The organism is Streptomyces sp. NPDC086554, assembly GCF_040686095.1.
Taxonomy (GTDB): Bacteria; Actinomycetota; Actinomycetes; order Streptomycetales; family Streptomycetaceae; genus Streptomyces.
Window position 1 is genome coordinate 382,033 of sequence record NZ_JBFBJK010000003.1, and the last position, 25,655, is coordinate 407,687.

Annotated in this window: 20 protein-coding genes and 1 pseudogene; 14 read left to right on the forward strand and 7 right to left on the reverse strand. The window is 72.1% G+C overall.

Annotation, left to right across the window (positions count from 1 at the left end; all coding sequences use genetic code 11):
• Positions 1 to 65 precede the first annotated feature (65 nt).
• The 5 genes from AB0O76_RS06760 to AB0O76_RS06780 all read left to right on the forward strand — a co-directional run bounded on the left by AB0O76_RS06760 (position 66) and on the right by AB0O76_RS06780 (position 4,712).
• Positions 66 to 1,037 (forward strand): OB-fold domain-containing protein, encoded by a 972-nt coding sequence (locus AB0O76_RS06760; RefSeq protein WP_365486168.1) that lies wholly within the window; start codon positions 66 to 68, stop codon positions 1,035 to 1,037.
• Positions 1,038 to 2,105, forward strand: a complete 1,068-nt coding sequence (locus tag AB0O76_RS06765; protein WP_365486170.1) for a thiolase domain-containing protein — start codon at positions 1,038 to 1,040, stop codon at positions 2,103 to 2,105. It begins immediately after the preceding gene.
• On the forward strand, positions 2,102 to 3,268 hold the full coding sequence (locus AB0O76_RS06770; protein WP_365486172.1) for a thiolase domain-containing protein: 1,167 nt from the start codon (positions 2,102 to 2,104) through the stop codon (positions 3,266 to 3,268). Before AB0O76_RS06765 ends, AB0O76_RS06770 begins: the two co-directional genes overlap by 4 nt.
• Before the next feature lie 107 nt (positions 3,269 to 3,375).
• Complete coding sequence (locus AB0O76_RS06775; RefSeq protein ID WP_363272805.1) at positions 3,376 to 3,618, forward strand: DUF397 domain-containing protein; 243 nt, start codon at positions 3,376 to 3,378, stop codon at positions 3,616 to 3,618.
• 185 nt (positions 3,619 to 3,803) lie between these two features.
• Positions 3,804 to 4,712: a universal stress protein gene (locus AB0O76_RS06780; protein WP_365486174.1), complete on the forward strand. Its 909-nt coding sequence runs from the start codon at positions 3,804 to 3,806 to the stop codon at positions 4,710 to 4,712.
• Between the two features lie 43 nt (positions 4,713 to 4,755).
• On the opposite strand, the gene AB0O76_RS06785 is transcribed toward AB0O76_RS06780, so the two are convergent.
• Positions 4,756 to 5,487 carry a leucine-rich repeat domain-containing protein gene (locus AB0O76_RS06785; RefSeq protein WP_365486176.1) on the reverse strand — a complete coding sequence of 244 codons (732 nt, stop codon included), beginning with the start codon at positions 5,485 to 5,487 and terminating at the stop codon, positions 4,756 to 4,758.
• A 176-nt stretch (positions 5,488 to 5,663) separates the two neighbouring features.
• Between AB0O76_RS06785 and AB0O76_RS06790 the strand changes: the two genes are divergently transcribed.
• From AB0O76_RS06790 to AB0O76_RS06800, 3 genes are all read left to right on the forward strand, one after another.
• Positions 5,664 to 8,558: an AAA family ATPase gene (locus tag AB0O76_RS06790; protein ID WP_365486178.1), complete on the forward strand. Its 2,895-nt coding sequence runs from the start codon at positions 5,664 to 5,666 to the stop codon at positions 8,556 to 8,558.
• A 128-nt stretch (positions 8,559 to 8,686) separates the two neighbouring features.
• Positions 8,687 to 9,187, forward strand: coding sequence for a hypothetical protein (locus AB0O76_RS06795; RefSeq protein WP_365486180.1), 501 nt, complete (start codon positions 8,687 to 8,689; stop codon positions 9,185 to 9,187).
• A gap of 89 nt (positions 9,188 to 9,276) precedes the next feature.
• Positions 9,277 to 11,610 carry a glycoside hydrolase family 95 protein gene (locus AB0O76_RS06800; RefSeq protein WP_365486182.1) on the forward strand — a complete coding sequence of 778 codons (2,334 nt, stop codon included), beginning with the start codon at positions 9,277 to 9,279 and terminating at the stop codon, positions 11,608 to 11,610.
• Positions 11,611 to 11,703: 93 nt separating this feature from the next.
• On the opposite strand, the gene AB0O76_RS06805 is transcribed toward AB0O76_RS06800, so the two are convergent.
• Complete coding sequence (locus AB0O76_RS06805) at positions 11,704 to 13,734, reverse strand: N-acetylmuramoyl-L-alanine amidase (RefSeq protein WP_365486183.1); 2,031 nt, start codon at positions 13,732 to 13,734, stop codon at positions 11,704 to 11,706.
• 345 nt (positions 13,735 to 14,079) lie between these two features.
• On the opposite strand from AB0O76_RS06805, the gene AB0O76_RS06810 reads away from it, so the two are divergent.
• A complete protein-coding gene (locus AB0O76_RS06810) occupies positions 14,080 to 15,081 on the forward strand; it encodes a zinc-binding dehydrogenase (protein ID WP_365486185.1) in 1,002 nt (333 codons plus the stop codon).
• Between the two features lie 454 nt (positions 15,082 to 15,535).
• Here AB0O76_RS06810 and AB0O76_RS06815 read toward each other — a convergent pair whose 3' ends face one another.
• Entirely contained in the window at positions 15,536 to 15,799 is a 264-nt protein-coding gene (locus AB0O76_RS06815; protein WP_365486187.1) for a hypothetical protein, read from the reverse strand.
• A gap of 526 nt (positions 15,800 to 16,325) precedes the next feature.
• Between AB0O76_RS06815 and AB0O76_RS06820 the strand changes: the two genes are divergently transcribed.
• Together AB0O76_RS06820 and AB0O76_RS06825 are read left to right on the forward strand one after the other, a co-directional pair.
• Positions 16,326 to 17,741: a PepSY domain-containing protein gene (locus tag AB0O76_RS06820; RefSeq protein ID WP_365486189.1), complete on the forward strand. Its 1,416-nt coding sequence runs from the start codon at positions 16,326 to 16,328 to the stop codon at positions 17,739 to 17,741.
• A gap of 87 nt (positions 17,742 to 17,828) precedes the next feature.
• Positions 17,829 to 18,737, forward strand: a complete 909-nt coding sequence (locus AB0O76_RS06825; protein WP_365486191.1) for a DNA-binding protein — start codon at positions 17,829 to 17,831, stop codon at positions 18,735 to 18,737.
• 22 nt (positions 18,738 to 18,759) lie between these two features.
• Here AB0O76_RS06825 and AB0O76_RS06830 read toward each other — a convergent pair whose 3' ends face one another.
• A complete protein-coding gene (locus AB0O76_RS06830; protein ID WP_365486193.1) occupies positions 18,760 to 19,110 on the reverse strand; it encodes a MerR family transcriptional regulator in 351 nt (116 codons plus the stop codon).
• Positions 19,111 to 19,190: 80 nt separating this feature from the next.
• Between AB0O76_RS06830 and AB0O76_RS06835 the strand changes: the two genes are divergently transcribed.
• Complete coding sequence (locus tag AB0O76_RS06835; RefSeq protein WP_365486195.1) at positions 19,191 to 19,760, forward strand: alpha/beta hydrolase; 570 nt, start codon at positions 19,191 to 19,193, stop codon at positions 19,758 to 19,760.
• A 24-nt stretch (positions 19,761 to 19,784) separates the two neighbouring features.
• Here AB0O76_RS06835 and AB0O76_RS06840 read toward each other — a convergent pair whose 3' ends face one another.
• The gene (locus AB0O76_RS06840) at positions 19,785 to 21,662 is read right to left on the reverse strand and encodes a cytochrome P450 (protein ID WP_365486197.1); all 1,878 of its coding nucleotides are present in this window, start codon (positions 21,660 to 21,662) and stop codon (positions 19,785 to 19,787) included.
• A 140-nt stretch (positions 21,663 to 21,802) separates the two neighbouring features.
• Here AB0O76_RS06840 and AB0O76_RS06845 point away from each other — a divergent pair, with 140 nt between their 5' ends.
• Positions 21,803 to 22,447: a TetR/AcrR family transcriptional regulator gene (locus AB0O76_RS06845; RefSeq protein WP_365486199.1), complete on the forward strand. Its 645-nt coding sequence runs from the start codon at positions 21,803 to 21,805 to the stop codon at positions 22,445 to 22,447.
• On the opposite strand, the gene AB0O76_RS06850 is transcribed toward AB0O76_RS06845, so the two are convergent.
• Entirely contained in the window at positions 22,431 to 22,601 is a 171-nt protein-coding gene (locus tag AB0O76_RS06850) for a hypothetical protein (protein WP_365486201.1), read from the reverse strand. The genes AB0O76_RS06845 and AB0O76_RS06850 overlap by 17 nt on opposite strands.
• Positions 22,602 to 22,629: 28 nt before the next feature.
• Here AB0O76_RS06850 and AB0O76_RS06855 point away from each other — a divergent pair.
• Positions 22,630 to 23,256, forward strand: a pseudogene (locus tag AB0O76_RS06855) (alkene reductase); the annotation flags it as partial.
• Here the strand turns inward: AB0O76_RS06855 and AB0O76_RS06860 are convergent.
• Positions 23,229 to 25,463: an FUSC family protein gene (locus AB0O76_RS06860; RefSeq protein WP_365486354.1), complete on the reverse strand. Its 2,235-nt coding sequence runs from the start codon at positions 25,461 to 25,463 to the stop codon at positions 23,229 to 23,231. The pseudogene AB0O76_RS06855 and the gene AB0O76_RS06860 sit on opposite strands and share 28 nt — an antisense overlap.
• Positions 25,464 to 25,655 lie beyond the last annotated feature (192 nt).

The following is a 25,655-nucleotide window of genomic DNA, read 5'->3' on the forward strand; positions in this document are numbered from 1 at the left end:
CGCCCCTGACGGGGCGCTCCCGCCGCGCCCGTCTCATCGTCACCCTGAGAAATGGAGTTCCGCTGATGGCATCCGCCCCCTCGCCCGAGGTCCTGCGCGCCCCTCTCGTCGTCGAGTTTCCGTTCACGCGCTCTCTCGGGCCCGTGCAGAGTGCCTTTCTGACCGGGCTGCGTGAGCGGACCGTACTCGGAGTGAAGGCCGGTGACGGGCGGACGCTCGTGCCGCCCGTCGAGTACGACCCCGTCACCGCCGAGGAGATACGCGACCTGGTGGAGGTCTCGTCGACCGGCACCGTCACCACCTGGGCCTGGAACCACGAGCCCCGTCGCGGCCAGCCACTCGAAACGCCCTTCGCCTGGGTCCTGGTGAAGCTCGACGGCGCCGACACCGGCCTCCTGCACGCCCTGGACGCGCCAGGACCGGACGCGGTGACGACCGGCATGCGCGTGCGGATCCGGTGGGCCGCCGAACGGAGCGGTGCCATCACCGACATCGCCTGCTTCGAGGCGTACGAAGGGGAATCGGGCGGCGCCGAAAGTGCCCCGCACGACGGGGTGTTCGGCGATCCCGTCACCGGGATCGTCGCGCCCGCACGCCTCGACTACACCTACTCGCCAGGCCGCGCCCAGAGCGACTACCTGGGCGCCCTCGCCGACCGGAAGGTCGTCGGCGAACGCTGCCCCTCCTGCCACAAGGTCTACGTCCCGCCCCGGGGCGCCTGCCCCACCTGCGGCGTCGCCACGACGGAGGCGGTCGAGGTCGGGCCGCGCGGCACCGTCACGACGTACTGCATTGTCAACATCAAGGCGAAGAACGCAATGAACGACGCCATCGAAGTGCCCTATGTCTACGCGCACATCGCGCTCGACGGCGCCGATCTCGCCCTGCACGCGCGCATCGCGGGGATTCCGTACGACCAGGTGCGGATGGGCCTGCGCGTCGAGCCCGTGTGGAGCGACGGCGGCCGCTTCCCCGATCACTACCGGCCCACCGGTGAGCCGGACGCCGACTACGACACGTACAAGGAGCTGGTGTAGATGCCGTCCGCCATGCGGCCCGCCCGCGACATCGCCATCGTCGCCTTCGGGCAGACCGATCACCGGCGTTCCTCCGACGAGCTCTCCGAGGTGGAGATGCTCATGCCGGTCCTGCACCAGGTCCTCGACGCCACCGGCCTGAAGACCAGCGACATCGGCTTCACCTGCTCGGGCTCGTCGGACTATCTCGCGGGACGCGCCTTCTCCTTCACCATGGCCCTTGACGGGGTCGGTGCCTGGCCGCCGATCTCCGAGTCTCATGTCGAGATGGATGGCGCGTGGGCGCTGTACGAGGCGTGGACGAAGCTGCTCACCGGCGAGGCCGACACCGCGCTCGTGTACGCGTACGGCAAGTCGTCCCCCGGATCGGTGCGCGACGTGCTGACCCGGCAGCTCGACCCGTACTACGTGGCCCCGCTGTGGCCCGACGCGGTCGCGCTCGCCGCCCTCCAGGCGCAGGCCCTGATCGACGCGGGCGACACCGACGAGCCCGCGCTCGCCGGGGTGGCATCCCGCAGCCGCCGGGATGCGTCCGCCAACTCCCGTGCGCAGCTGAGTGGTTCGGTGCCTCAGGGTGACTACGTCGTACGTCCCCTCCGCACGGGTGACTGCCCGCCGATCGGTGACGGCGCCGCAGCCGTGATCCTCGCCGCGGGGGACCGGGCCCGCGAGCTGTGCGAGCGGCCCGCGTGGATCCGCGGGATCGACCACCGGATCGAGGCGCACAGCCTCGGTGTGCGCGACCTCACCGACTCGCCGTCCAGCCGGCTCGCCGCCGAGCGGGCCGGAGCCTTTGAACGGCCCGTCGACACCGCCGAGTTGCACGCTCCGTTCACCGCGCAGGAAGTCGTCCTGCGCAAGGCGCTGAGGCTCGGCGACGACGTCGCGGTCAACCCGTCCGGCGGCGCGCTCGCCGCCAACCCCGTGATGGCCGCAGGCCTGATCCGGCTCGGCGAGGCGGCCGCCCGCATCCACCGTGGCGCATCGGAACGCGCGCTCGCCCACGCCACGTCCGGCCCCTGCCTGCAGCAGAACCTGGTCGCCGTCCTCGAAGGAGACGCCCGATGAACAAGGAGCCCGTGGCCGTCGTCGGGATCGGCCAGACCAAGCATGTCGCGGCGCGGAGGGACGTCTCCATCGCGGGCCTCGTCCGGGAAGCGGCCAAAGAAGCCCTGAAGGACGCCGAGTTGACCTGGGCGGACATCGACGCCGTCGTCATCGGCAAGGCGCCCGACTTCTTCGAGGGCGTGATGATGCCGGAGCTGTACCTGGCTGACGCCCTCGGCGCGGTCGGCAAGCCGATGCTGCGCGTGCACACCGCCGGATCGGTCGGCGGGTCCACCGCGCTCGTCGCCGCGAACCTCGTCGCGGGCCGCGTCCACGGCACCGTACTGACCCTCGCCTTCGAGAAACAGTCCGAATCCAACGCGATGTGGGGCCTCTCCCTGCCCATCCCCTTCCAGCAGCCGCTCCTGGCGGGCGCCGGCGGCTTCTTCGCCCCGCATGTACGCGCGTACATGCGGCGCACCGGCGCCCCCGACACGGTCGGCTCGCTCGTCGCCTACAAGGACCGCCGCAACGCCCTGAAGAACCCCTACGCCCACCTGCACGAGCAGGACATCACCCTGGAGAAGGTCCAGGCGTCGCCCATGCTGTGGGACCCGATCCGCTACTCGGAGACCTGCCCGTCGTCCGACGGCGCCTGCGCGATGATCCTCACCGACCGTGCGGGCGCGGCCCGTTCACCCAGGCCGCCCGCCTGGATGCACGGCGGCGCCATGCGCAGCGAACCGACGCTCTTCGCGGGCAAGGACTTCGTGTCCCCGCAGGCGGGCAAGGACTGCGCGGCCGACGTCTACCGGCAGGCGGGCATCAGCGACCCGCGGCGCGACATCGACGCCGTCGAGATGTACGTGCCGTTCTCCTGGTACGAGCCGATGTGGCTGGAGAACCTCGGCTTCGCCGATGAGGGCGAGGGCTGGAAGCTCACCGAGGCGGGCGTCACGGAACTCGACGGGGACCTCCCCGTCAACATGTCGGGCGGTGTCCTGTCCACCAATCCCATCGGCGCCTCCGGCATGATCCGCTTCGCCGAAGCGGCACTTCAGGTGCGCGGCCAGGCCGGCGAGCACCAGATCGACGGGGCCCGCAGGGCGCTCGGGCACGCCTACGGCGGCGGCGCGCAGTTCTTCTCCATGTGGCTGGTCGGCGCGGAGCCGCCCACGACCTGAGCGCTCCGTCATGCCGGGCAGGCGTTCGTCCTCCTTCCGCGGCCTGTCCGGCGCAGGAACCGAAAGCTAGGCTGGCGGGCGGACGACGCATCGGGAGGAGCACGGACGTGGCCGAAGGCACCATTCAGCAGCATCCGCTCGCAGGCTGGGACAAGCCGGAGCTCGACCTCAGCACCGCGGACTGGCGATCGAGCAGCGAGGGGCGGGGAGACGTGGAGATCGCCTTTGTCGAAGGGTTCATCGCGATGCGCAACGCGGGCCGGCCCGAGAGCCCGTCCCTGATCTTCACCCCGGCGGAGTGGGGTGCCTTCGTGCACGGCGCGCGCGAGGGCCAGTTCGATCTGACGTAGGCCGCCGATCCGACGTAGGCCGTACGGGCGTTGTGCGCCCTCGTCTCCGGCTGTCGCGGCCGACCGCGCCGCAGGCCGTGCTGACCTGGTGACTTTGGACTCTGCCCCCGGACCCGCCGCCGCGCGGGTCCGGGCCCGGGAGCGGAGCCGGTCGACCTTGGCCTTGCGCCGGAGACGAGGAAGCCATGAGCGACGCCGTGAACGGCGATGCCACCGTCCAGCCTGTTGTCGTCGCCGTGGACGGATCAGCCGGCAGCGATCACGCCCTGGAGTGGGCGCTGACCGCCGCGCGGCTGCGCCGTGCACCGCTGAGGATCGTGCATGTGCGGCAGTACGCGCTGCCGCTGGCCGACGGGCCGCGCATGCCGACCATCGACCACCGCCACGACGCCGACCCGGTCATCGACCGTACGCGCGGGCTCCTGGAGGGGCGGGCGGACCTGCCCCCGCTGACGTTCGAGATCGTGGACGGCTCGCCGGGCAAGGACATTCCAAAGCTCGGCGACGGGGCGCAGGTCCTTGTCCTGGGGTCGCGGGGGCGTGGCGGGTTCAGGAGCCTGCTGCTCGGCTCGAACGGCCTGGCCTGCGCGCGCGAGGCGGCGTGCCCCGTCGTGGTCGTGCGGCCGGGGGAGGAGCCGTCGGCGGATGAGGAGAGGTACGTGGTGCTCGGCCTCGACGCGCTGACCCCGGACGACGGCACCATCGGCTTCGCCTTCGCCGAAGCGCAGATGCGGGGCCTTCCGCTGCGCATCATCTGCGCCTACGCATCGCCCACCCTCGTCTACACCGCCACCGGCGACTTCGTGACCTCGGCGAGCGCGGACGCGGCGGCCGCGGCCGATCACACGGAACGCGCGGACGTCCGGCTCGCGCCCTTCAAGGAGCGCCATCCGAAGGTGAGCGTCGAGCTGCTCGTCCTGCCGGGTGACGCGGCCGGGCTCCTGGTGGAGGCGTCGCTGAACGCGGAACTCGTGGTGGTGGGACGGCATCACCGGCGGATGCTGGCCGGCCGCCTTGTCGGCTCGGTGACCAACGCGGTGCTGTTGCACGCGGAGGGTGCGGTGGCCGTGGTGCCGGTCAGCGAAGAGGAGTGAGCGGGGCGGGGTGAGAGGGATGGGATGAGAGCGTGCGGGGCGCTCATCCCAGCACGACACAGCCCCGCCCCTCCAGCCTCCGCAGGAGTTCGTCCGGCACCTGGACGTCGTTCCAGCGCAGGTCCAGCTTCTCCAGGGCGGGCAGCTCCGCGATCCAGTGCGGCAGCTCCCGCAGCCGGTTGGCGCGCAGGTCGACTCTGCGCAGCAGCGGCAGGTCGCGCAGTGCGTCCGGTACGGCGGTGAACTCGTTCTCGCGCAGCTCCAGTTCGCGCAACTGGCGCAGGTGGCGGAACGTGGCGGGGAGCGCGCCGAGACGGTTGCCGCGCAGCCACAGCTCACGCAGGGCCGTGAGGCGGCCGAGGGACGCGGGCAGTGCGGTCAGGTGGTTGTGCTGGGCGCGTAGTTCCAGCAGGGCGGTGAGCGAACCCAGCGAGTCCGGCAGCTCGGTGAGCCGGTTCTCGCCCACGTTCAGATACCTCAGCCGCGTCAGCCCGCCCAGTGACTCCGGCAGCGAGGCGAGGTCGTTGTCGTGGAGGTAGAGAAAGCGGCTCAGGCCCGTCAGGTCGCCCAGCTCGGGCGGTACCGAGGCGAGCCGGTTGTGGCCGAGGTCCAGGGTGTGCAGCGCGGTCAGGGTGCCGATCCGCGCGGGCAGCCGCGTGAGCGCGTTGTCGGGCAGGAGCAGGACCTCCAGGGACGGGTGCCGCCACACCTCGTCGGGGATCTCGCTCAGCCCGCCGTGCCAGTAATTGAGTACGCGTTCGGCGCCGACCGTCACGTGAGGTTCCCTTCGTCCGCGCGTCCGCTTGTCCGCGAAGAGGCGACGTTAGCCAACCGCACCGCTGTCGGCGAATCGGCTCCCGGCGACCCGCGCGGGCGTAGTGTGAAGTGCCTGAAGGCCAAGGCGTGCGCCGCGGTAAGCGCCCGGCGCACCACCGTGGCGGGGGGTGTCCCATGGTGCAGCACTTCAGTCACGGCAAGCGGATCCTCTTCGAGCGCGAGAGCGAACTGGCCGCACTCGACGAGGCGTTGAGCGAGCTGTGCGGGCTGCCGCGCGACGGCGTGGAACCCCCGGACCGGCGGCGCGGCGCACTGATCTCCTTCGCGGGGCGCGCAGGCCTCGGCAAGACCTCCCTCCTCGCCGAGGCGCGCCGGCGCGCGGCGGGCAAAGGGTGCACGGTGGCGTCCGCGCGCGGCAGCGACCAGGAGCAGCGCGTCGCCTTCCACGTGGCACGCCAGCTGGTGCAGCCGCTGCTCGCCCCGGTCCCGGACGCGGAACTGCGCGCGGCACTGGGCAGTTGGTACGCCATCGTCGGTCCCGCTCTCGGGCTCTGCGCACCGTCGGACGGCGCGCCACCCGACCCGCAGGGCCTGCGCGACGGGCTCGACTGGGTGCTCACCTATCTCGCCGTGCAGCGAGCCCCGTTGGTGGTGGTCGTCGACGACGCGCACTGGGCCGACACCGAGTCGCTGAGCTGGCTCGCCGCCTTCGCACCCCGCGCCGAGGCGCTGCCGCTGCTGCTGATCGTCGCCTACCGGCCCGAGGAACTGCCCGCCCACGCCGAGGAGTTCAGAGGGCTGCCCGGGCGGGCCGGGCAGCGGCCCATCGGCCTCGAACCGCTCAGCGCCGTCGCCGTCGCCCGCCTTGTCCGCGACGCGCTCGGCGCCCGCGCCGACGACGCATTCTGCCGCGAGTGCTGGGCGGTCACCGCGGGCAACCCGTTCGAGGCGGTGGAGTTGACCGCGAAGGTGCGCGACCGCGGCCTGATCCCCGACGAGGCCGCGGCACATCTGCTGCGCGACCTCGCGGCCGCCGTCAAGGGCAGCGGTCTCGTCGCCCGCCTGGAACGCCTGGGCACCTCCACCGTCCGGTTCGCCTGGGCCTGCGCCGTACTCGGCACCGAGATCTCCCCTGCGCTCGCCGCCGCCGTCGCGGGCATCGGCGAGCGGGAGGGCGCCGACTGCGCCGACCGGCTGCGCCGCGCCCGCGTCCTGACCGGCGCCGACCGGCTCGAGTTCGTGCACCCGCTGATCGCCACCGCCGTCTACCGCGCCATCCCCTGCGGGGTGCGCGTCGCCCTGCACGGCCAGGCCGCCTGGTCCGTCGTCAACGCCGGGTTCGGCGCGTCCGCCGCCGCCCGCCATCTCCTGGAGGTCCACCCCGACGGCGACACCTGGGTCGTACAGCAACTGCGGGCCGCCGCCGGTGAGACCGTCCGGGCGGGGGCGCCCGACGCGGCCCGCCGCTATCTCGCCCGCGCGCTGCGCGAACCACCGCCCTGGGAGGACCGTGCCGCCGTCCTCTACGAACTGGGCTGCGCCTCGCTGCTCACCGAGCCGGCGACGACCGTCAACCATCTGCGGGCCGCCCTCGAAGAACCCATCACTGACCCCGCCCTGCGCCACGGCATCGTCTACCGCCTCTCCCAGGTCCTCGCCCACTCCGACCGGCTCGACGAGGCCTCCGGCACCCTCGCCCGCGAGATCCGCCTCACCACCGACCCACGGGTACGGATCCGGATGCAGGCCGAGCAGTTCATGTGGGACGCCTTCCGCGCCGACGAACCCGACTCGCCCGCCCGCTCCCGGCGCCTTGCCCGGCTCGCCGACCGGCTGCCGGGCCGCGACCTCACCGAGCGGTACATCATCGGGCTCCGCGCCTGGGACGCCACGCTGCGCGCCGAACCCGCGGGGACCGCGGTGCGGCACGCCGAGCGGGCCCTGGTCGGCGGGCTCGGCTGGGCGGAGAAGGACCGCGGCTTCGAGGTCCCCGTCCTGGTCGCCCTCACCTTCCTGTACGCCGACCGTCCTGGCCGCGCCGAGGAGCTATTCGCCGCAGGGATCGCCGACTTCGAGCGGCAGGGCTGGCGCGGCGCCCATCTGTCCTTCGCGTACACCCTGCTCGCGTACATACGCTTCCGGCGCGGGCGTCTCGCAGAGGCCGAGGACTTCGTGCGCGCCGGCCTTCGGATCGCCGGGCGGGTGGGTCCCGGCACCCCCGCCCACTGGTACGCGGTGGGCATCCTCATCGAGACCCTGCTGGCCCGCGGCCGGGTCGTCGAGGCGACGCGGACCGCCGAGCAGTACTCCTTCGGCGCGCCGTTCCCCGCGGCCGTCGTCTTCCCCGACGCGCAGGCCGTGCACGGCGAACTGCTCCTCGCGCGCGGGCTCACCAAGGACGCGGCCGCCGAACTCGCCGCGGCGGGCCGCCGCCTCGACCCGCGCGGCATGCGCAACCCCGCCTGGTGCCCCTGGCAGCTGCACCTCGCGCTCGCCGAGGCCGATGACGCACCCGAGCGCGCGCTCGCCACCGCACACGAGGCGACCCGGCGGGCCCGCGGATTCGCCACCGCCTCGGCGGTCGGGCAGGCGCTGCGGATCAGCGCCGAGGTCTCATCGGGCTCGGCGCGCGTCAAGCTCCTGGAGGAAGCGGTCGGTCATCTGGAGCGCTCTCCCGCTGCGTACGAACTGGCCTGCGCGCTGGTGGGCCTGGGCGGTGAACTGCGCCGCGCCGGACGCCCCAAGGAGGCCGCGGAGCCGCTCTACCGAGGGCTCGACGCGGCCGTCCAGTGCGGGGCCGACGGCCTGGTCGAGCGGGCCCGCGACGAGCTCGCGGCCGCGGGCCTGCGTCCCCGGCTCCTGCACAGCACCGAGACGGACACACTCACCGCGCGCGAGCGCACCGCCGCCACGCTCACCGTCCGCGGCGAGCCGGTCGCCCGGATCGCCGCGGAGCTGCACACCGACGAGCCTGCCGTCGTCCGGCTGCTGTCCGCCGTTTACCGGAAGGTGGGGACCGACCATGCTGGTCTCTCAGCTGCGCTGGGCACTCCACTGGATGGGCGGTGATGGATCTGCGCCGCGCCCCTTACGGGGCGCTGACCTCCGACGGAGCGGTATCGCGCCCTCCGCTTGGCTGCTGCCGAACCGCGCCGCCCCCGCGCCGACAAACACCGCGGGCCACGTACCATTGGCGCATGTCCTTCCTCCGCCGCCGCAGCTCCGCCACTCCCGCGGGCCCGGACTTCGATGTCCTGGCCATGGACCCCGGTGACTGGCCCGGCAACCTCGGCGCGGGCCTGCTGCCCGCACCCGACGGCAGCTGCCAGGGTGTCTTCCTGCGCTACGACCTCTTCGGCGGCCGCGGCCCCGCGATGATCATCGGCAATCTGCCCGAGGGCTCCCCGGCCCGCGAGACGGCCGACGGCGAGGTGCCCTTCGAGGTGGCCCAGCTGCTGCTCGCGCTGGAGAACGACGAGGAGGTCACCGTCGTCACCACCGAGGACATGCCGGTGATGCAGGGCGACAACCTCCTGATCGTGCGCCGCCTCAAGCTCTCCGAAAGCCGCATCTCCTGCGTGCAGTTCGACCGCAGCGACGGCGTCCTCGTCACCATCGCCGCCTGGGACCGGCCGATCACCGACGATCTGTACGCACTGCTCAAGCCGCTGCCCGCGGAGCTTTTCCAGCAGGGCTGAAGGGCGCCGTTTGTTGTGTGTCTTGCCACTGAGTCATCGGACTTTTAACGTGACCGGTCATGACTCCTGGGATCTCCCGAAGAATCACCATGAAGTCCGCCGTCGGCGGTGCGGCCGTACTGGCTACGGGTGGAGGCGTACTGGCCGATACCGCAGATGCAGCCGAACGCCGACGTGATACATCCGATGAATCGCTGCTCTGGTATGCGGCGCCCGCCGCCGACTGGGAGCGCGAGGCCCTCCCCATCGGCAACGGCGCGCTCGGCGCCATGGTCTTCGGCACCCTCGTATCCGAGCGGCTCCAGTTCAACGAGAAGACCCTGTGGACCGGCGGCCCCGGCTCCCGCGACGGCTACGACTTCGGCAACTGGCGGGAGGCCAGACCGGGCGCCATCGACGCCGTACGCGAAGAGCTCGACGCGAAGGGCAGCCTCGGACCCGACGCCGTCGCGGCGCGGCTCGGCCAGGCGCGGCGCGGCTACGGCGCCCACCAGACCTTCGGCGACCTGCACATCGACCTGCCGGGCGCGCCGCAGGCCCCCGACGCCACCTACCGCCGCTCCCTCGACCTCCGCCGGGGCCTGGCGACCGTCACGTACACCCACCAACAGGTGCGCCACGAGCGGGAGTTCTTCGCAAGCCACCCTGACGGCGTGCTCGTCGGGCGCCTGACCGCGGACCGCCCCGCGAGCGTCACCTGCACCCTGCGCCACACCTCGCCGCGCACCGACTTCACCGCGCAGGCCGACGGCGACCGCATGACCGTACGCGGTGAACTCGCCGACAACGGGCTGAAGTTCGAGGCGCAGATGCGGGTCGTCCACCAGGGCGGCAAGCGCACCGCGAACGCCGACGGCAGCATCACCGTCAGCGGCGCCGACCACGTCTGGTTCGCGCTCGCCGCGGGCACCGACTACGCCGACACCTCCCCCGACTACCGCGGCGACGACCCGCACGCCGCCGTCACCCGCACCGTCGACGAGGCCGTAGCCCGGGGCCACGGCGCGCTCCGGGCCCGCCATCTCCGCGACCACGGCGACCTGTTCGGCCGGGTCACCCTCGACATCCGCCAGTCCCTGCCCGCCGACGTCCCGACCGACCGGCTGCTCAAGGAGTACGGCGGAGGGGCGAGCGCGTCCGACCGTGCCCTGGAAGCCCTCTTCTTCCAGTACGGGCGCTACCTCCTCATCGCCTCGTCGCGCGCGGGATCGCTGCCCGCCAACCTCCAGGGCGTGTGGAACAACAGCACCACCCCGCCCTGGTCGGCCGACTACCACACCAACATCAATCTCCAGATGAACTACTGGCTCGCCGAGGCCGCCAACCTCCCCGAGACCACCGCTCCGTACGACCGCTTCGTCGAAGCGCTGCGCGCGCCGGGCCGGCGTACGGCCAAGGAGATGTTCGGCTCGCGGGGCTGGGTCGTGCACAACGAGACCAACCCCTACGGCTTCACCGGGGTGCACGACTGGTCCACCGCCTTCTGGTTCCCCGAGGCGGCCGCCTGGCTCACCGCACAGCTCTACGAGCACTACCGCTTCGGCGGCTCCACGGACTATCTGCGCTCCACCGCCTACCCGGCGATGAAGGAGGCCACCGAGTTCTGGCTCGACAATCTGCGCACCGACCCGCGCGACGGCACCCTCGTCGTCACCCCCAGCTACTCGCCCGAGCACGGCGACTTCACCGCGGGCGACTCCATGGCCCAGCAGATCGTCCACGACCTGCTCACCAACACCCTGGAGGCCGCCCGCGTCCTCGGCGACTCGGCCGCCTTCCGCGGCGAACTCGAGCAGACCCTCGGCAAGCTCGATCCCGGCCTGCGCATCGGCTCCTGGGGCCAACTCCAGGAGTGGAAGGCCGACTTGGACGACAGGACCAACGACCACCGGCACGTCTCCCACCTGTACGCCCTGCACCCCGGACGGCAGATCAAGCCGGGCAGCAAGTGGGCCGACGCCGCGAAGGTGTCGCTGACCGCGCGCGGCGACGGCGGCACCGGCTGGTCCAAGGCATGGAAGGTCAACTTCTGGGCGCGGCTTCGCGACGGCGATCACGCGCACAAGATGCTGAGCGAGCAGCTCAAGTCCTCGACGCTGCCCAACCTCTGGGACACCCACCCGCCGTTCCAGATCGACGGCAACTTCGGTGCGACATCGGGCGTCGTGGAGATGCTGCTGCAGAGCCAGTACGACGTCATCGAGGTGCTGCCCGCGCTGCCCGCGAGCTGGCCCGAGGGATCGGTGCGCGGGCTGCGGGCGCGCGGCGGGGCACGGCTCGACATCGAGTGGTCGGGCGGGCGCGCAACGCGCATCGTGCTCACCGCGTCGCGGACCCGCGAACTGACCCTGCGCAGCAGCCTGTTGAGCGGCGGCGAGAAGACGTTCAAGGCGCGGTCGGGGGAGCGGTACGTCTTCGACTGAGCCCGCGCACGGCGTACATACGCCGGGGCCGGGCCTGCCCCCACGCAGACCCGGCCCCGACTGACCTTGGCGGCTCCAGGAGCCCTGGAAGCCCTAGGAGCCCGACGGCACCACCCGTACGTCGGCCGCCCGCACATACGCCACGCGGTGCCCGAACTGGACCTCGTAGTACATGTCCTTGCCGCGCACCACCTTGTGCGGCGCCGTGTCGAACGTCGGGGCGTAGAAGTACTCGCCCGGCATCTTGTCGCCGACCGCGTACTTCTGCCCTGCCAGGAGCTTGTACGGCAACGGGGTGACCGGCTGTGCCGGGACGCCCGCCGGGTACGCCTCCTTCTCCGGGTAGGCGCGACCGTAGACCGGGACGCTGTCCGCACCGGACTTCGGCGTGATCACGGGCCCGGCGGCGTCGAGGGCGGTCGGCTGCTTCTTCGGGTTCTTGAACCAGGCCTTCTGGCCCAGGTACCAGACGGCCGTCCAGTCGCCCTTGCGGTCCGCGACCGCGTACTGCTGGCCGGTGGAGAGCCGGGCGCCGATGTCGTTCACGCCGATCGTCGAGTCGCCGCCGCCGGGCCGCAGGCCGATGTCCTTGATGAGCGGTGCGTCGTCGCGCGGCTCGGTGTGCACGCGCACCGCTGCCGATCCGTGCGTCTCGCACTTCTCGCCCGGCTTCACGCAACCCGTGTACTCGGGCCGGTTCTTGGCGTAATCGGGCGCCACCGTCACCAGGCCGCCGTCCGGGCCCGCCGTGCGCACGAACGGCTTGTCCATCAGCGTGAAGTAGTGCTGCCAGTCCCAGTAGGGGCCGGGGTCGGTGTGCATGCCCGCGATCGTCGAAGGCACCGTGCCCTGGACGTTGTCATGCCCGATGATGTGCTGGCGGTCCAGCGGGATGTCGTACTTCTTGGCGAGGTACTTCACCAGGCGTGCCGACGAGCGGTACATCGCCTCCGTGTACCAACTGTCGGGCTGCGAGAGGAATCCCTCGTGCTCCAGGCCGATCGACTTGGCGTTGACGTACCAGTTGCCCGCGTGCCAGGCGACGTCCTTGGCCTTCACATGCTGGGCGATGTGCCCGTCGGTGGAGCGCAGGGTGTACTGCCACGACACGTACGTGGGGTCCTGCACCATCTTGAGGACGCCTTCCCAGCGCCCCTCGGTGTCATGGATGACGATCGTGTCGATGCTCTGGCTCTTGGGGCGGTTCGACAGATCGTGGTTGCCGTAGTCGTCGCTGCCGTCCGGAGCCTTGAACTCCTCGTACGGCGCGGGGATCCACTCGCACGACACGGTCTTCGGGCACTCGGTCGCGCCCGCGGCCGCCTTCCGCAGCCCCATGCCTTGCACCTGCGCCGCGTCCGGCCGCAGGCCGCTGTCCGCCGCGAGCGCCACGCGCTCCCCGGCGTCCGTGGTGCGAGCCTGGCCGTCGCGGATGACCGCGAACACGTCATTGGCGTACGTCGCCGCCGTGGCTTGGTCGTCGGCTCCGGAGAAGCGGGCGATCGCGCCGTACCAGTCGGCCGGATCGTCGCTGAGCGGTTTGCCGAGCTTCTTCTGAGCGGCGGCGAGCAGGGCGGCTCCGCCGCGCACATTGGCGGCGGGGTCGGTGCGCAGGCGCTCGGCGGACAGGCCGCTGAGTTTCGCGGCGCGGGGCAACGTCTTGAGCCGGGCGGGCAGTTGGGAGTTCTCCGGCACGTCGGCCGCCGACTCCTTTGACTCCTTTGACTCCTTGGGCTTCAGTACGCCACGCGACGCGTCGCCGCGGGGGTCCTCCGCGCCCTCGCTGTGGTGCGGTGCGCCGGCGCCGGCGATGGCGATGGCGGTGCGCGCGTCTGTGAGATGCATCGGGCCGTAGCCGCCGGTGACGCTCGGCGCGCCGCCGTGCGCGTCCCAGCGGGACTGCAGATAGGAGACGCCGAGCAGCACGCTCCGCGGCACCTGGTACTCGGCGGCGGCCGACGCGAAGGCGTCCTGCAGCCGGGCCGAAGCGGCAGGGGCGGCGGCGCCGGACGACGGCGCGGCACCGAGCAGCGGGAACAGCAGACCGGCGGAGACAAGGGCGCCCGCGGCCCTGACGGAGCGTCTGTGGACGGCAGGGGTGCGGGCGTTGGCGGATCCTCGCAATGCAGCCTCCTGGGACGATGAAGCGTGATGGGGCGTGCGGGGCTGGGCGTGCGTCAGTGGTACCGGCTCCCCGACGATCCGTCAATCATGCCCAGGAACAAGGATTTCCCATGTCAGCGCCGGTCCGGGCGGGTTTCGCCCGAGGAGGCCGCACGGCCTGCGACGCGTCAGTGGAATGGACCAATGAGCAGCGGGAACACGGCGATGATCACAGGGCGGACACCCGGCCCTGCCAGAGGTCCGGTCCACCTGTTCGGGGGAGAGACCGGCGCCGAGCCTGGTGGTGTCACGCCCAGGATGAGCCGACACTGTCAGCCGCCGGACGGGTCGTGCACGATGGTGATCATGATGAACAGCGCGCACAGCACGCACACCATGCAGGCCATGACCATTCCCGAGTTCGGCACCGCGGACGTTCTGCGCCTCGCCGAGGTCAAGACGCCCGAGCCCGGTCCGGGGCAGGTGTCGGTCGAGGTGGCGTACGCGGGCGCCAACTTCGCGGAGGTCCTCTTCCGGCAGGGTGTGGTGGACGTACCGCTGCCGTACGTACCCGGGATCGAGGTGTCCGGTCACGTACGGGCGCTGGGCGAAGGGGTCCGGGGGCTGAGCGTGGGACAGCCGGTCGCCGCCCTGACCATCGTCGACGGCGGCGGCTACGGCGAGGTCGTGACCACGGCGGCGGAGCTCGTCGCGCCGCTGGACGGTTCAGGACTCGACCTCGACGTCGCCGCGGTGCTCCCGTCGAACAGCACCACCGCGTTCCTGGTCCTTGAGCGGGTGGCCCGGCTGCAGCGCGGTGAGAGCGTCCTGGTGCACGCGGCGGCCGGCGGCGTGGGCAGCCAGCTCGGCCAGGTCGCCCGGCTGCTCGGCGCGGGCCGGGTCGTCGGCACGGTGGGCAGCGCGGCGAAGATCGATGCCGCCAAGGGCTTCGGCTACGACGAAGTGATCCTGCGCGACGAGCTCGCCGGCGCGGGGGAGTTCGACATCGTGGTCGACATGGTCGGCGGACCCGCCCGCCGGACCGGTCTGGATGCGCTCGCCCCGATGGGCCGACTGATCGTCATGGGCAACGCGTCGGGCGCCGACGACGTCGCGGTCCCCGCCAACGAGCTGTGGTTCACCAACAAGACGGTCTCCGGCTTCAACCTGGCCGCGTTCTCCGGCGCCTTCCCCGCGGACGCGGGCCGTGCGCTGCGCCGTGCGATCGCCGCGGCCGCGAGCGGGGAGCTGCGCGTGCGCGTCGAGGAACTGCCGCTGACCCGGGCCGCCGAGGCGCACCGCCGCATCGAGTCGGGGTCCACGACCGGCAAGCTGGTGCTCGCGGTGGGAGCTGACGACACGGTCTGAGGCCGCGTTGCCGGTGCCGCGGCAACGGTCTGGGGTTGGTTGGGGTCATCGGGACGGTCTGAGGTCGGTTGGTTGGGGCTGCCGGGACGGTCTGTGGCTGGTTGGTTGGGGCCGCCGGGACGGTCTGAGCCCTCGTCGGTCGGGGACACCGGGACCTCTGAGGCCGCTCGATCGGGGCCGCCGCAACGGTCTGAGGCCGGGGCGCCGCGTGCCCCGGCAGCGGGCGTCCGGGCGATCCTCCGGCAAGGATGACGTCCGGCGCGGATCCCCCTCAGGGATGGCGGTGCGGCCGCACCGGTGGACATCGGCCCTCCGGTGCGGCCGTCGACGGATACTGACCCCCGCGCCGACCGGCTCGGCGGCCGCCGCCCATGCCCTTCCGGTGCGCCGTCGGGACCGTCGCCGACCTCCCGGACCCGCGTCAGGCCCCGGCCGCCGGACGATCAGCGCGGCCTCACTCGGGCTCTGCCCGCCCCGCGTGGCGATCGACCTGCCGCTCCACCTCGCGTGCCTCGTCGGTCAGCATCTGAAGCCTGGCCTCGGCCTGGTCCGCGCGGGCCTGGATGCGGGCCGTGTCGTCGGCGATGACACGGCACGCCAGATCCATGGCGGCGTCGACGTCTTCGGGGGAACCGCGCTCCGCCAGCTCCTCCAGGGCGCTCTTGACCGCGGGGATGCCGCCGCGTGCGTGGATGTCGTTCCAGAACTCATAGTCCATCCGGGCATTTTGACGCATCCACGGGGGTGCTCGCGGACGGTCCCCGCGACAAGCCCCGCCGCGACCGCGGCGCTGCGCTGCGCCCGCAGCTCTACAGCACCTCACTACGCCCGCAAGCTCTCCAGCGCGTGCCGGGCGCACAGCCCATGGCTGCGCTCGCAGGCGATCACGTACGCCTCCAACTGCGCGGTCAGCAGCGCGTGGCCGCCGTCCGAGGCGCGCGGTGGTCGGCCCGAGAGGCAAGGCTGTCGAACCCCTCGCGTGTCTGGAGCATCGCGTCTCCAACGGAGTCGGGGCGGGAGGAGAGGGAGAACTCTCCCGATCTCCCGACGCTAGTCCTGGCCGCCGCGCGGGTGAAGGCGCGGCCGGGCGAATCGACGCCGTTCCCCCACCCCCTTTCTGTGTGGCGTACATCACAAAGGAATTGCGGATCGGAGGGAACTCTTCCGTCGCTTAGGCCGACTCATGGACCGGCCCGATGGCGGCCGACCGCGTCCGCACCACCCGTGACCCAGGAGAGCCCCTCATGTCCGCCGAACCCACACTTCTCGCCCCGGACGACGGGCAGGAGACCCCGGGGGATGCACCCTCCGCAGGCCGGTCCGGATGGGCGTCGCTGCGTCCGCTGGTGCTGCGGCTGCACTTCTACGCCGGGGTACTCATCGCGCCCTTCCTGCTCATCGCCGCCACGACGGGACTTCTCTACGCCGGCTCCTTCCAGGCCGAGAAGATCGTGTACGACCATGAAATGCGCGTCCCTGTGAGCGCGAACGGCACCGAACTCCCCGTCTCGCGGCAGGTCGCCGCCGCCCGCAAGGCGTACCCCGAAGGCGAGATCGGCGCGGTGCGCCCCTCGCCGGAGGAGGGCGCCACGACGCGCGTCCTGCTGAGCGGAGCGCCCGGCGTGGACGAAGACCACAAGCTCGCCGTCTTCGTGAACCCGTACAACGGGGAGGTCCGCGGCGCCCTTGAGCAGTACGGCTCCACCGGCGCCCTGCCGCTGCGCACCTGGGTCTCCGAACTCCACCGCAATCTGCACCTCGGCGAGCCCGGCCGCCTCTACAGCGAACTCGCCGCAAGCTGGCTGTGGGTGATCGCCGGCGGCGGCCTCGTCCTGTGGTTCGGACGGCGAAGGGCCCGCCGCAAGCTGCGCGGCACCACCGGCCGCCGGCGCACGCTGTCGCTGCACGGTTCGGTCGGAGTATGGGCCGCCGTCGGACTGATCTTCCTGTCGGCGACGGGCCTCACCTGGTCGACGTACGCCGGAGAGAGCATCAGCGACCTGCGCGAGGCCATCGGGCAGACGACACCGACGGTGACGGCGGGCGTCGCGGGCGGCGGCGGGGAACACGCCGAGCACGACGCGTCCGGCTCGGCGGGCGCCGCGAAGGGCGACGACGTCGGCCTGGACGCCGTGCTGAAGACGGCCCGCGCCGAGGGGCTCGGCAACCCGGTGGAGATCGTCGCGCCCGCCGACGCGTCATCTGCGTACGTCGTCAGTCAGGTCCAGCGCAGCTGGCCCACGAAGCAGGACTCCGTCGCCGTCGACCCGGCCACCGGAGAGGTCACCGACGTACAGCGGTTCGCCGACTATCCCGTGCTCGCCAAGCTCACCCGCTGGGGCATCGACGCGCACACCGGCGTCCTGTTCGGCCTCGCCAACCAGATCGCCCTCGCCGCGCTCGCCCTCTGCTTGATCCTGCTGATCGTGTGGGGCTACCGCATGTGGTGGCAGCGCGGCCGCGGCACCGCCTTCGGCCGCCCGCTGCCGCGCGGCGCGTGGCAGAACGTACCGGCGTACGTCCTGGTCCCGCTGATGGCGGCGATCGCCGCACTCGGCTACTTCGTCCCGCTGCTCGGCATCCCCCTGGCGGCCTTCCTCGCCGTGGACATCGTCCTGGGGGAGATCGCCTACCGGCGCGGGCGGCGGAGCTACGCCTGAGCGAAGCCCGCAGCGGACCGGCCAGGTCGGGGAACTCGGCGACTGGCCCGGCCGGAGGCATGCCGCACCGAGTCGTACGGTAGGCGGATGGTCCCCCTGGCCGTACGCGTCGTGAAGCGTCTGGTGGTCCTCGACGCCGAGTGCGGTGCGAGGGCGGCATTGCCCCTCGTGCGCGAGGCGATACGGCGCCTGCCGGAGCTGTCCGCCGATCCCCGGGCCCTGCGCCACCAGGACAGCGACCGGCTCGCGGCGCTCGCCGAGCTGTGCGAGGTCGTCGGCTGGATCCTCTTCGACGCGGGCCGCTACCGTGCGGCCCACCGGATGAACGTCCGCGCGGCGGCCCTGGCCGAACTCTGCGGCGACCGCTGGATGGCCCGCTTCGTGTTCCTGAACCACAGCATGCTCAAGGCCCACACCGGAGAACCCCGGGCAGCTCTGGACGCCGCCGCCCGCACGGCCGGGGCGCGGGCGCTGCCCGCTCGGGTCGGCAGTCTCGTCCTGGTGCGGCAGGCCCACGCGGTCGCCATGCTGGGCGGCCGCAGCGAGTCCGTGAAGCTGATCTCCCGCGCGCACAGCCGGTTCCTGGACGGCGTCTCGCGCCACGATCCGCCCTGGGCCTGGTGGTTCGACGAGACCGAACTCGTCGGCCACCAGGGCTGGGTCCAGGCCAGACTGGGCCGCTGGGACCGGGCCGTCCCCTCGCTGCACCGCGCCGCCACCGCGCCCGGGCCGTCCTACCGCAAGGTGTTCACGGCGCAGCTCCTCGCGGCCCTCGTGGGGGCGGGGGCCTGGAGCGAGGCGGAAGATCTCATCGCGGAGATCGCTCCTGACGCCGCCCGCATCGGTTCCGTACGCACGACCGAGACACTCGGCGGAACGGCGACCCGGCTGCGCGGGCGCACGGACGTGCCGACCTCACTGCGGGACGCGGCGGTCTTCCTCCTGGAGTCGCTGCCGGGTGGTGCACGAACATTGCCTCCACCCGGACAACCGTGACCCACGCAGGCGCCGAACCGCCTCAGCCCGCAGCCGCGAGCCCGCTCAACCGGCGCTGTGTCTCACGGAGTTGGGCCTGTTGGGCGGCGAGACGTCCGGCCAGGGCGTCAAGCTCGGCCCGCAGGTCGGGGCACATCTCCAGGGAAGTGCCGTGCTCGCCGGTGCGGGCGCAGTCGAGGTACCGCTGGATGGTCGCGGTCCCCAGACCGGCGGAGATCATCGTCCGGATCTGGGCGACGCGGGTGACATCGGACGCGGAGTAGTCCCGGTACCCGCTGCTGTTGCGATCCGGAACCAGCAGTCCCCGCTCCTCGTAGTGGCGCAGCGCCCGCGCGCTCACGCCGGTCAGATCGGCGAGTTCGCTGATCAGCACCGTCGATTCCCCTCATCGGCTTGACTCGGACGGATTCGGCTTGACCTTCACGCCGGCGTGAACCCATACCGTCCTGCGACATGACCCTTCGAACAACGCAGCGGCGCGCCTCGATCATCCACGGGTACGGCGCGTCCCCCGAGGACCACTGGTTCGGCTGGCTGGCCGGGCAACTCGACGCGGACGGCATCCCGGCCACCGTCCCGGCCCTCCCGAACCCGCTTGTCCCGGACCCCGCACAGTGGACGGAGGCCGTACGCGCCGACGTGGGAGTCCCCGACCAGAACTCGATCGTCGTCGCGCACAGCCTGGGCTGCCTGACCGTGCTGCGCCATCTGCGATCGCTCACGGAACCCTGGCAGTTGGGCACCCTCGTACTCGTCGCCGGGTTCGTCGACCGACTGCCCGCGCTCCCGGACCTGGACGCCTACATCGGGGACGGCTGTGACGTGGCAGGGCTCGGCGGCCGCATCGGCCGGCTCACCGTCATCCGGTCCGACGCGGACCCGTACGTACCCGTCGGCCACACCGACCGCCTCGCCGGGCTCCTGGGGACCTCGGCGGACGTCGTCCCCGGAGCCGGTCATTTTCTGGCCTCCGACGGCGTCACTTCGCTCCGCGAGGTGCGTGGGGCCATCGCGGCGGATTGACCGTCCGCCCACTCGGCCCGTTCCTCAGGCCGTGGCCGGTTCCAGGGGAGTCGTGCGGGCCGATTCCAGATGCTGTTTGAGCGCCGTGAGCGTGGCGCGCATACCGCGTTCGTTGTGGTCGGCGCGGGGACCCGTGCGCAGTCCCGCCTCGCCGAGACGGGCCGCCAGTGCCCCGAAGGGTCCGACGCGCAGATCGCGCCAGGTCTGTTCGACGAGGGTGCCGCTCTCGGTGGGCGTGAGTGTGAAGCTCCAACGGGACAGCGGCACACCCACCTTCACCTCCCAGGCCAGGGCGCGACCCGGCTCCGCCAGGGTGATGGCGCAGCGGGTGGTCCAGCGGACGCGGTCCTTGCGGTTGGCGCCCTCGAACCGGGCGCCTGCCGCGGCCCGCGTGGCACCGCCGATCCAGCGCCCGCCGGTGCACTCGGGGCTCCACTCGCCCATCCTGGTCACATCGGCCAAGGCCGCCCACACCACGTCCGGAGAGGCCGCGATCTCTTCTCGTACGGTCACGGTCCTGCGCCTGCCCACGATGCTTCCTTTGGTGTTTCCCCCGGTGTTCTCGCGCCGCGCCACGACCCGGGTGCCGCGTGCGGGAACCAGGGTGACATGCCGCATCCGCGGCTTCTCCGGCGCCGGGTCCGGCACGGTCAGATCGGTCCGCTCCAACACCTCACGGATGATCACTTTCATTTCGAGCAGGGCGAGTTGGGCGCCCACGCAGTAGCGCCGACCACCGCCGAAGGGCATCCACGACTGCTGTGCGCGGGCGGCCTCATCGCCCAGGAAACGTTCGGGCCGGAACTCGTCCGGCTGCGGGAAGGCGTCCGGGTCACGGTGGATCAGGGAGATGAGCGGCCCGGCGTACCAGCCCGCCGGGACCTCGTACGCGCCGAGTTTCAGCGGGACGTCAAGGAGGCGCGGAGCGTCGTACACCACCGGCCGGGAGCGCAGCGCTTCCTTGACGACCGCGTCCAAGTACCGTTCGTCCGCGCCGAGTTCGAGCTCGGCGTGCAGCTTCGCGAGGACGTCAGGGGTGCGCAGGAGGCGTTCGAAGGCCCAGGCGAGCCCCGTCGCCGTGGTCTCGTGCCCGGCCTCCAGCAGGGTGATCAGCTCGTCGCGCAACTCCTGGTCGCCGAGGGGAGTGCCGTCCTCGTCACGGGCTTCCAGGAGGCGGGAGAGTACGTCGGTCGCGCCGGGCACCGGCTCGCGGCGCCGCCGCGCGATCTCCTCGTACAGGATCGCGTCCACCGCGTCGCGCACCCGCAGGAACCGCGTGGTAGGCAGGAACGTCATCCGGCGCAGCACGGGGGAGGTCTGGGTCCAGGCGCTGACCCGGGGCGGGGTCATGAGGAGCGCCGCCGACCCGCCGACCTCGATCAACTCCGGTATCAGGGCGCGCAGTCGGTCGAGGCGGGCGGCGTCGCGGATGCCGAAGACCAGGCGCAGGATGACCTCGAGGGTGATGCTCTGCAGGGAGTCGCGCAGGACAAACGGCCGGTCGTGCGGCCAGCGCGCGATCTCCGTGGCGGCGATGTCGGCTATCTCCTGCCGGTAGCGGGCGATGGACCTGCCGTGCAGCGGCGGGCTGAGCAGACGCCGGTGCCGCCACCACGGGTCGCCGTCGAGGCTGAGCAGGGAGTGCTTGCCGACCATCGGCTCCAGGAACTGCCGCCGCACCTCGCCGGCGCGCCCGCCGCCCGCGTCGACGGTGTAGATCTCCGCCGCCAACTCGGCGTTCGTGACGAGTACTTCGGGCGGGAAGCCGAGGAAGCGGACCTGGAAGGCGGGTCCATAGCGCCGCTGGGCGGCGCGCGTGAAGCGGCCCGGCGCGGCGAGGAACAGCGCCGTCTGGAGCGGCGCGGGCAGGCGCGGGCCCGGAGGCGGAGAGGCGGGAGTCATCGGCACGCTCCTCGTCGGTGAGGTCGATGCGAAAGTCCGAACCGCCAACAGAGTCCGAACAGCCGCAGAGACTGAACAGCCCGTGGAGACTGAACACTTGTACCGTACGGATGTGCGGTACGCCTGTATAGATTGGGCTCATGCCGAAGCAGCCCGCACCCGTGCCGCCCGTGCCGCCCGTGCCCGTGTCGAAGTCGAGAAGTCACCGCGACAAGATCCTGGACGGGGCACTCTTCTGCCTTCAGGAGAAGGGGTACGCGCGCACGACGGCGCGCGATGTCGCCGAGGCGTCCGGCGCCGGACTCGGCTCGATCGGCTATCACTTCGGCGGCATGGAGGGCCTGCTGGACGAGGCGCTCGGCCGGTGCTTCGAGGTGTGGACGGATCGCGTGCGCGACGCGGTGTCCGCGAGCGCAGGTCAGGGGCCTCGGGCGCAGTTGGAGTCGGCGCTCGTCGCGCTGATCGACTCGTTCGACGAGCTGCGGCCCGTGGTCGTCAGCTACATCGAGGCGTTCCCGCCGGCCGTGCGGTCCGGCGCCCTGCGCGAGCGGCTCGCCGCCGGTTACGCGGAGGCGCGCAGGGCGGGCTTCGCGATGACCGCCGACGCCTGCGCCGAGCTGGGGATCGCGCCGCCTCCCGGTGCCGAGGTCGTCTCCTCGGTGGTCATCGCGCTGTGCGACGGCCTGATGCTGCAGTGGATGGCCGACCCGGAGGCCACGCCGGACGCGCACGAGGTCCTGGAGGCGTTGACGCTGCTCGCCCCGTTCCTCACGCCCGCCGACTGAGTTCGGCGGCGGCCGTCCGCGCGGCCTCTGTGGGGTCCGTCGCGGTGCCGCGCTCGTACTCCTCCGTGAAGGCCGCCCGGCCGAGGGCCGCGAGCGCCGCCGCGGTGACCCGGTCGATGTCGGCCCGCTCGGACTCCGGCAGCGGGGCGTCCACGCTCCGGCGCGCCGCGGTCGCCGCGAACGGGCATCAAGCCGCCGCCGTACCGCGGGAGATGACCGGCGAGGAGATCCAGTCCACCGTGGTGGACTTCGCCGCGGCCGCCCGCCACGCCATCGACGCCGGTTTCGCCGGAGTGGAGGTGCACGCCGCCAATGGCTACCTCCTCCACCAGTTCCTGGCGAAGGGCACCAACCACCGCACCGACGCCTACGGCGGCCCGGTCGCCGCCCGCATCCGCTTCGTCGTGGAGGTCGTCGAGGCCGTCGCCGCCGCGATCGGGCCCGAGCGCGTCGGCGTACGCATCGCCCCCGGACACGTGGTCTTCGCCGACCCGGAGCAGCCGGTTTTCCAGGACATTCGTAAGAACTGGCCCGGCACGCTCATCGCCAACCCGGTGCTCGGCTGGGGAGGTCCGCTGCTCACCGACGGCGGACGGCAGGCGGGCGAGCGGCTCCTCGCCGCGGGCGCCGACCTGATCTCGCTCGGCCGCTCGTTCCTCGCCAACCCCGACATGGTCGAGCGGATGCGCATCGGGGCGCCGCTCAATCCCGTACGCGAGAAGGGGCTGATGTACACGGGCGGGGAGGCCGGTTACACCGACTACCCGGTGCTCGCCGAGGCTCAGGTGCCTGTGCTGTCCGCTCCTTGAACAGGCACCGCGCGGGCGCGCTTCGCCTTGCTCCCCGGACGTCCCGCGACCGGTACGTCGAGGGGGCGGGCGAGGCCCACCACGCCTTCGTCGAGGCGCTGGAGATGGCGCAGGACGCGGTAGGTCACCGTGCCCGAGCGCAGCGCGCCGGAGCCGTCGGCCTCCAGCATGGAGGCGATGCTGGCGCCGGCCTTGACCTCGCCGTTCGCCTTGTCGTCGTCGACGTACGCGGTGATGACGTCGAGGTTGCGGGCGATGAGGCGACCGGCCTTGGCGAGGCGCGGATCGGCCGCGACGGTCTTGCTGTACGGCACGAGTTCGGCGGTCGCCGCCAGCGAACGGGCGTGGTACGCGCAGGTCTCCAGGAGCGCCACCAGATAGCGGGCGGTCCGGCGGCGGCCGCGCAGCGGGGTGATCGGGTGGGTCAGCGGCTGGGTGGAGGCGCGCAGATCGTCGAGCGCGGTGTCCAAGTCCCGCGCCTTGTCCAGGAGATCGACCGCGGGGCCGCCGCTGAGCTGCTCCACCGACGCGGAGACGACGTCGGCGAGCCGGGCAAGGACCGTGCTCAGCAGCTCGTCGGTGCGGCGGTCGGTGTGCACCGGCAGGACGAGGACGGCGGCGATGATGCCGCAGGCCGCGCCGAGTGCCGTCTCCTCGATGCGCAGCCAGAGCACGGCGAGGCTGTAGGTGTTCAGGAGGGTGTAGAGCAGGCCCAGCATCGCCGTGACGAAGAAGGACATCAGCGCGTACGACAGGGGAGCGGTGAAGAACATCGCGAAGATGAAGAGCAGTACGAGGCCGAACGCGAGCCAGGTGTGGTTGCCGACGAGCCCCGCGAGGGCCACACCGGCGACCACGCCGAGCACGGTGCCGAGCAGCCGCCGGTAGCCCTTGACCATGATCTCGCCGGTGGACGCGGTGTTGAGGAACACCACCCAGCAGGTCAGCACCGCCCAGTACCAGCGCTGCGTGGAGAGGAACTCGCCGCCGATGATGGCGAGCGTCGAGCCCACCGCGACCTGGAAGGCGGCCCGCGTGGTGGGGCGCCGAAGGCCGGAGGGTTCCTCGTCCGCCGCCTCGTCGATCTGCTCGACGCCGGCGATCGCGATGTCCTCGGCGTCGAACTCCTCGCGGGATCGGGTCGTCGCCGGAGAGTCGTCGGACTCGTCCTGCGGCCCGTCCAGGGCGAGGCGCAGGCCGAGCACGGCGCGGGCGGACTCACCGATGCCGCGGAAGACGTCCTGTACGGCGATCGAGGCCCGCGGCAGATTGTCCTCGTCGCGGTAGCCGAGCAGCCTGTTGCGCACATGCGCGAGGGCCGTGCCCCGGTCGGCGGCGACCGGCCGGGACACCAGCAGGTGCAGCGCCCGCAGGTCCCGGCGCAGGGTGACCGTCGCGTCGTCCTCGGGGCGGATCCGCGTGCCGGTCTCCGGTACGGGCGCGTGCGGCAGATGCAGGGTGAGGGTGTCCGCGCGTTCGGCGCTGCGCGCGTTGAGGAGGAGTACGCCGAGACGTTCGGCGGCGATCTCCGCGTCCGCGACACGGCGTTGCACGAGGGCCGCGGTGGCCGCGTCCGGTGTGCCCTCCTCCAGGCGGCCCTGGATCATCAGGGCCGTCTCGTGCAGCCGGGCGGTGCCCCGGCGCAGCTCGTCGAGGACCTTCTCCAACTGCTCGGGGGTCGCGTCCAGGAGCTCGATCTGGGTGGCCACAAGCTGCGCGAGCCGCGCCCGGAAGGCGACCCGGAGCCGGCCGAGGTCGCGCTCGGGCGACTCCGGCACGACGGCGAACCGGACGACGGCGCTGCATACGAAGGCGACGGTCAGGGCCAGATACAGCTCGGGCAGCGCCGCGCTGGTGGCGCCGACGAAGAGGGAGACGAAGTAGACCTGGAAGCCGATCAGGCCGAGGGCCGTGCCCCGGTCGCCGAAGCGGCGGCTGTAGACGGCGCCGAAGATCAGCGCCACGAAGAACACGTCACCCGCGATGACCTGGTCGTGAAGGAGCGCGGCGAGCGATATCGCCGCCAGTGAGACGGGCAGGCCGAGCGCGAGCGTGACCGCCTGGTCGCGGACCTCCTTCTCCTTGATGGCGAAGGTGGCGACCATGGCCGTCATGGCGCCCGCGACCATGTGCGTGACGTCCGTGCCGAACAGGGCGAGGACGACGAGCGTCAGGGCGATCGCCGCGACCGTACGCAGGCCCGCCATCAGCCGCAGCAGCCCCGGGTCCGACGCCACGAAGCGGTCCCATGTGCCGGTCCTGGTCCGCCGTGTCACTGCGCTCACACCCTCATCGCCGCTGTTCAGGCCGAGATTCTGTCACGGCAGGACGCAACCGGGGCTTGAGGGTTGGGTGCGTCTCGACCCGTAAGACGAGGGGTGGAAGCGGCGAAAGTCTCC

Bases quoted from the DNA above. Each gene is read 5' to 3' on its own strand.
- AB0O76_RS06780 (WP_365486174.1), top strand. From the start codon at position 3,804: ATGAGCGACGCCGTGAACGGCGATGCCACCGTCCAGCCTGTTGTCGTC.
- AB0O76_RS06790 (WP_365486178.1), top strand. From the start codon at position 5,664: ATGGTGCAGCACTTCAGTCACGGCAAGCGGATCCTCTTCGAGCGCGAG.
- AB0O76_RS06840 (WP_365486197.1), bottom strand. From the start codon at position 21,662: ATGACTCCCGCCTCTCCGCCTCCGGGCCCGCGCCTGCCCGCGCCGCTC.
- AB0O76_RS06795 (WP_365486180.1), top strand. From the start codon at position 8,687: ATGTCCTTCCTCCGCCGCCGCAGCTCCGCCACTCCCGCGGGCCCGGAC.
- AB0O76_RS06845 (WP_365486199.1), top strand. From the start codon at position 21,803: ATGCCGAAGCAGCCCGCACCCGTGCCGCCCGTGCCGCCCGTGCCCGTG.
- AB0O76_RS06835 (WP_365486195.1), top strand. From the start codon at position 19,191: ATGACCCTTCGAACAACGCAGCGGCGCGCCTCGATCATCCACGGGTAC.
- AB0O76_RS06770 (WP_365486172.1), top strand. From the start codon at position 2,102: ATGAACAAGGAGCCCGTGGCCGTCGTCGGGATCGGCCAGACCAAGCAT.
- AB0O76_RS06825 (WP_365486191.1), top strand. From the start codon at position 17,829: ATGGTCCCCCTGGCCGTACGCGTCGTGAAGCGTCTGGTGGTCCTCGAC.
- AB0O76_RS06810 (WP_365486185.1), top strand. From the start codon at position 14,080: ATGATGAACAGCGCGCACAGCACGCACACCATGCAGGCCATGACCATT.
- AB0O76_RS06800 (WP_365486182.1), top strand. From the start codon at position 9,277: ATGAAGTCCGCCGTCGGCGGTGCGGCCGTACTGGCTACGGGTGGAGGC.
- AB0O76_RS06820 (WP_365486189.1), top strand. From the start codon at position 16,326: ATGTCCGCCGAACCCACACTTCTCGCCCCGGACGACGGGCAGGAGACC.
- AB0O76_RS06860 (WP_365486354.1), bottom strand. From the start codon at position 25,463: ATGGCGGGCCTGCGTACGGTCGCGGCGATCGCCCTGACGCTCGTCGTC.
- AB0O76_RS06760 (WP_365486168.1), top strand. From the start codon at position 66: ATGGCATCCGCCCCCTCGCCCGAGGTCCTGCGCGCCCCTCTCGTCGTC.
- AB0O76_RS06765 (WP_365486170.1), top strand. From the start codon at position 1,038: ATGCCGTCCGCCATGCGGCCCGCCCGCGACATCGCCATCGTCGCCTTC.
- AB0O76_RS06815 (WP_365486187.1), bottom strand. From the start codon at position 15,799: ATGGACTATGAGTTCTGGAACGACATCCACGCACGCGGCGGCATCCCC.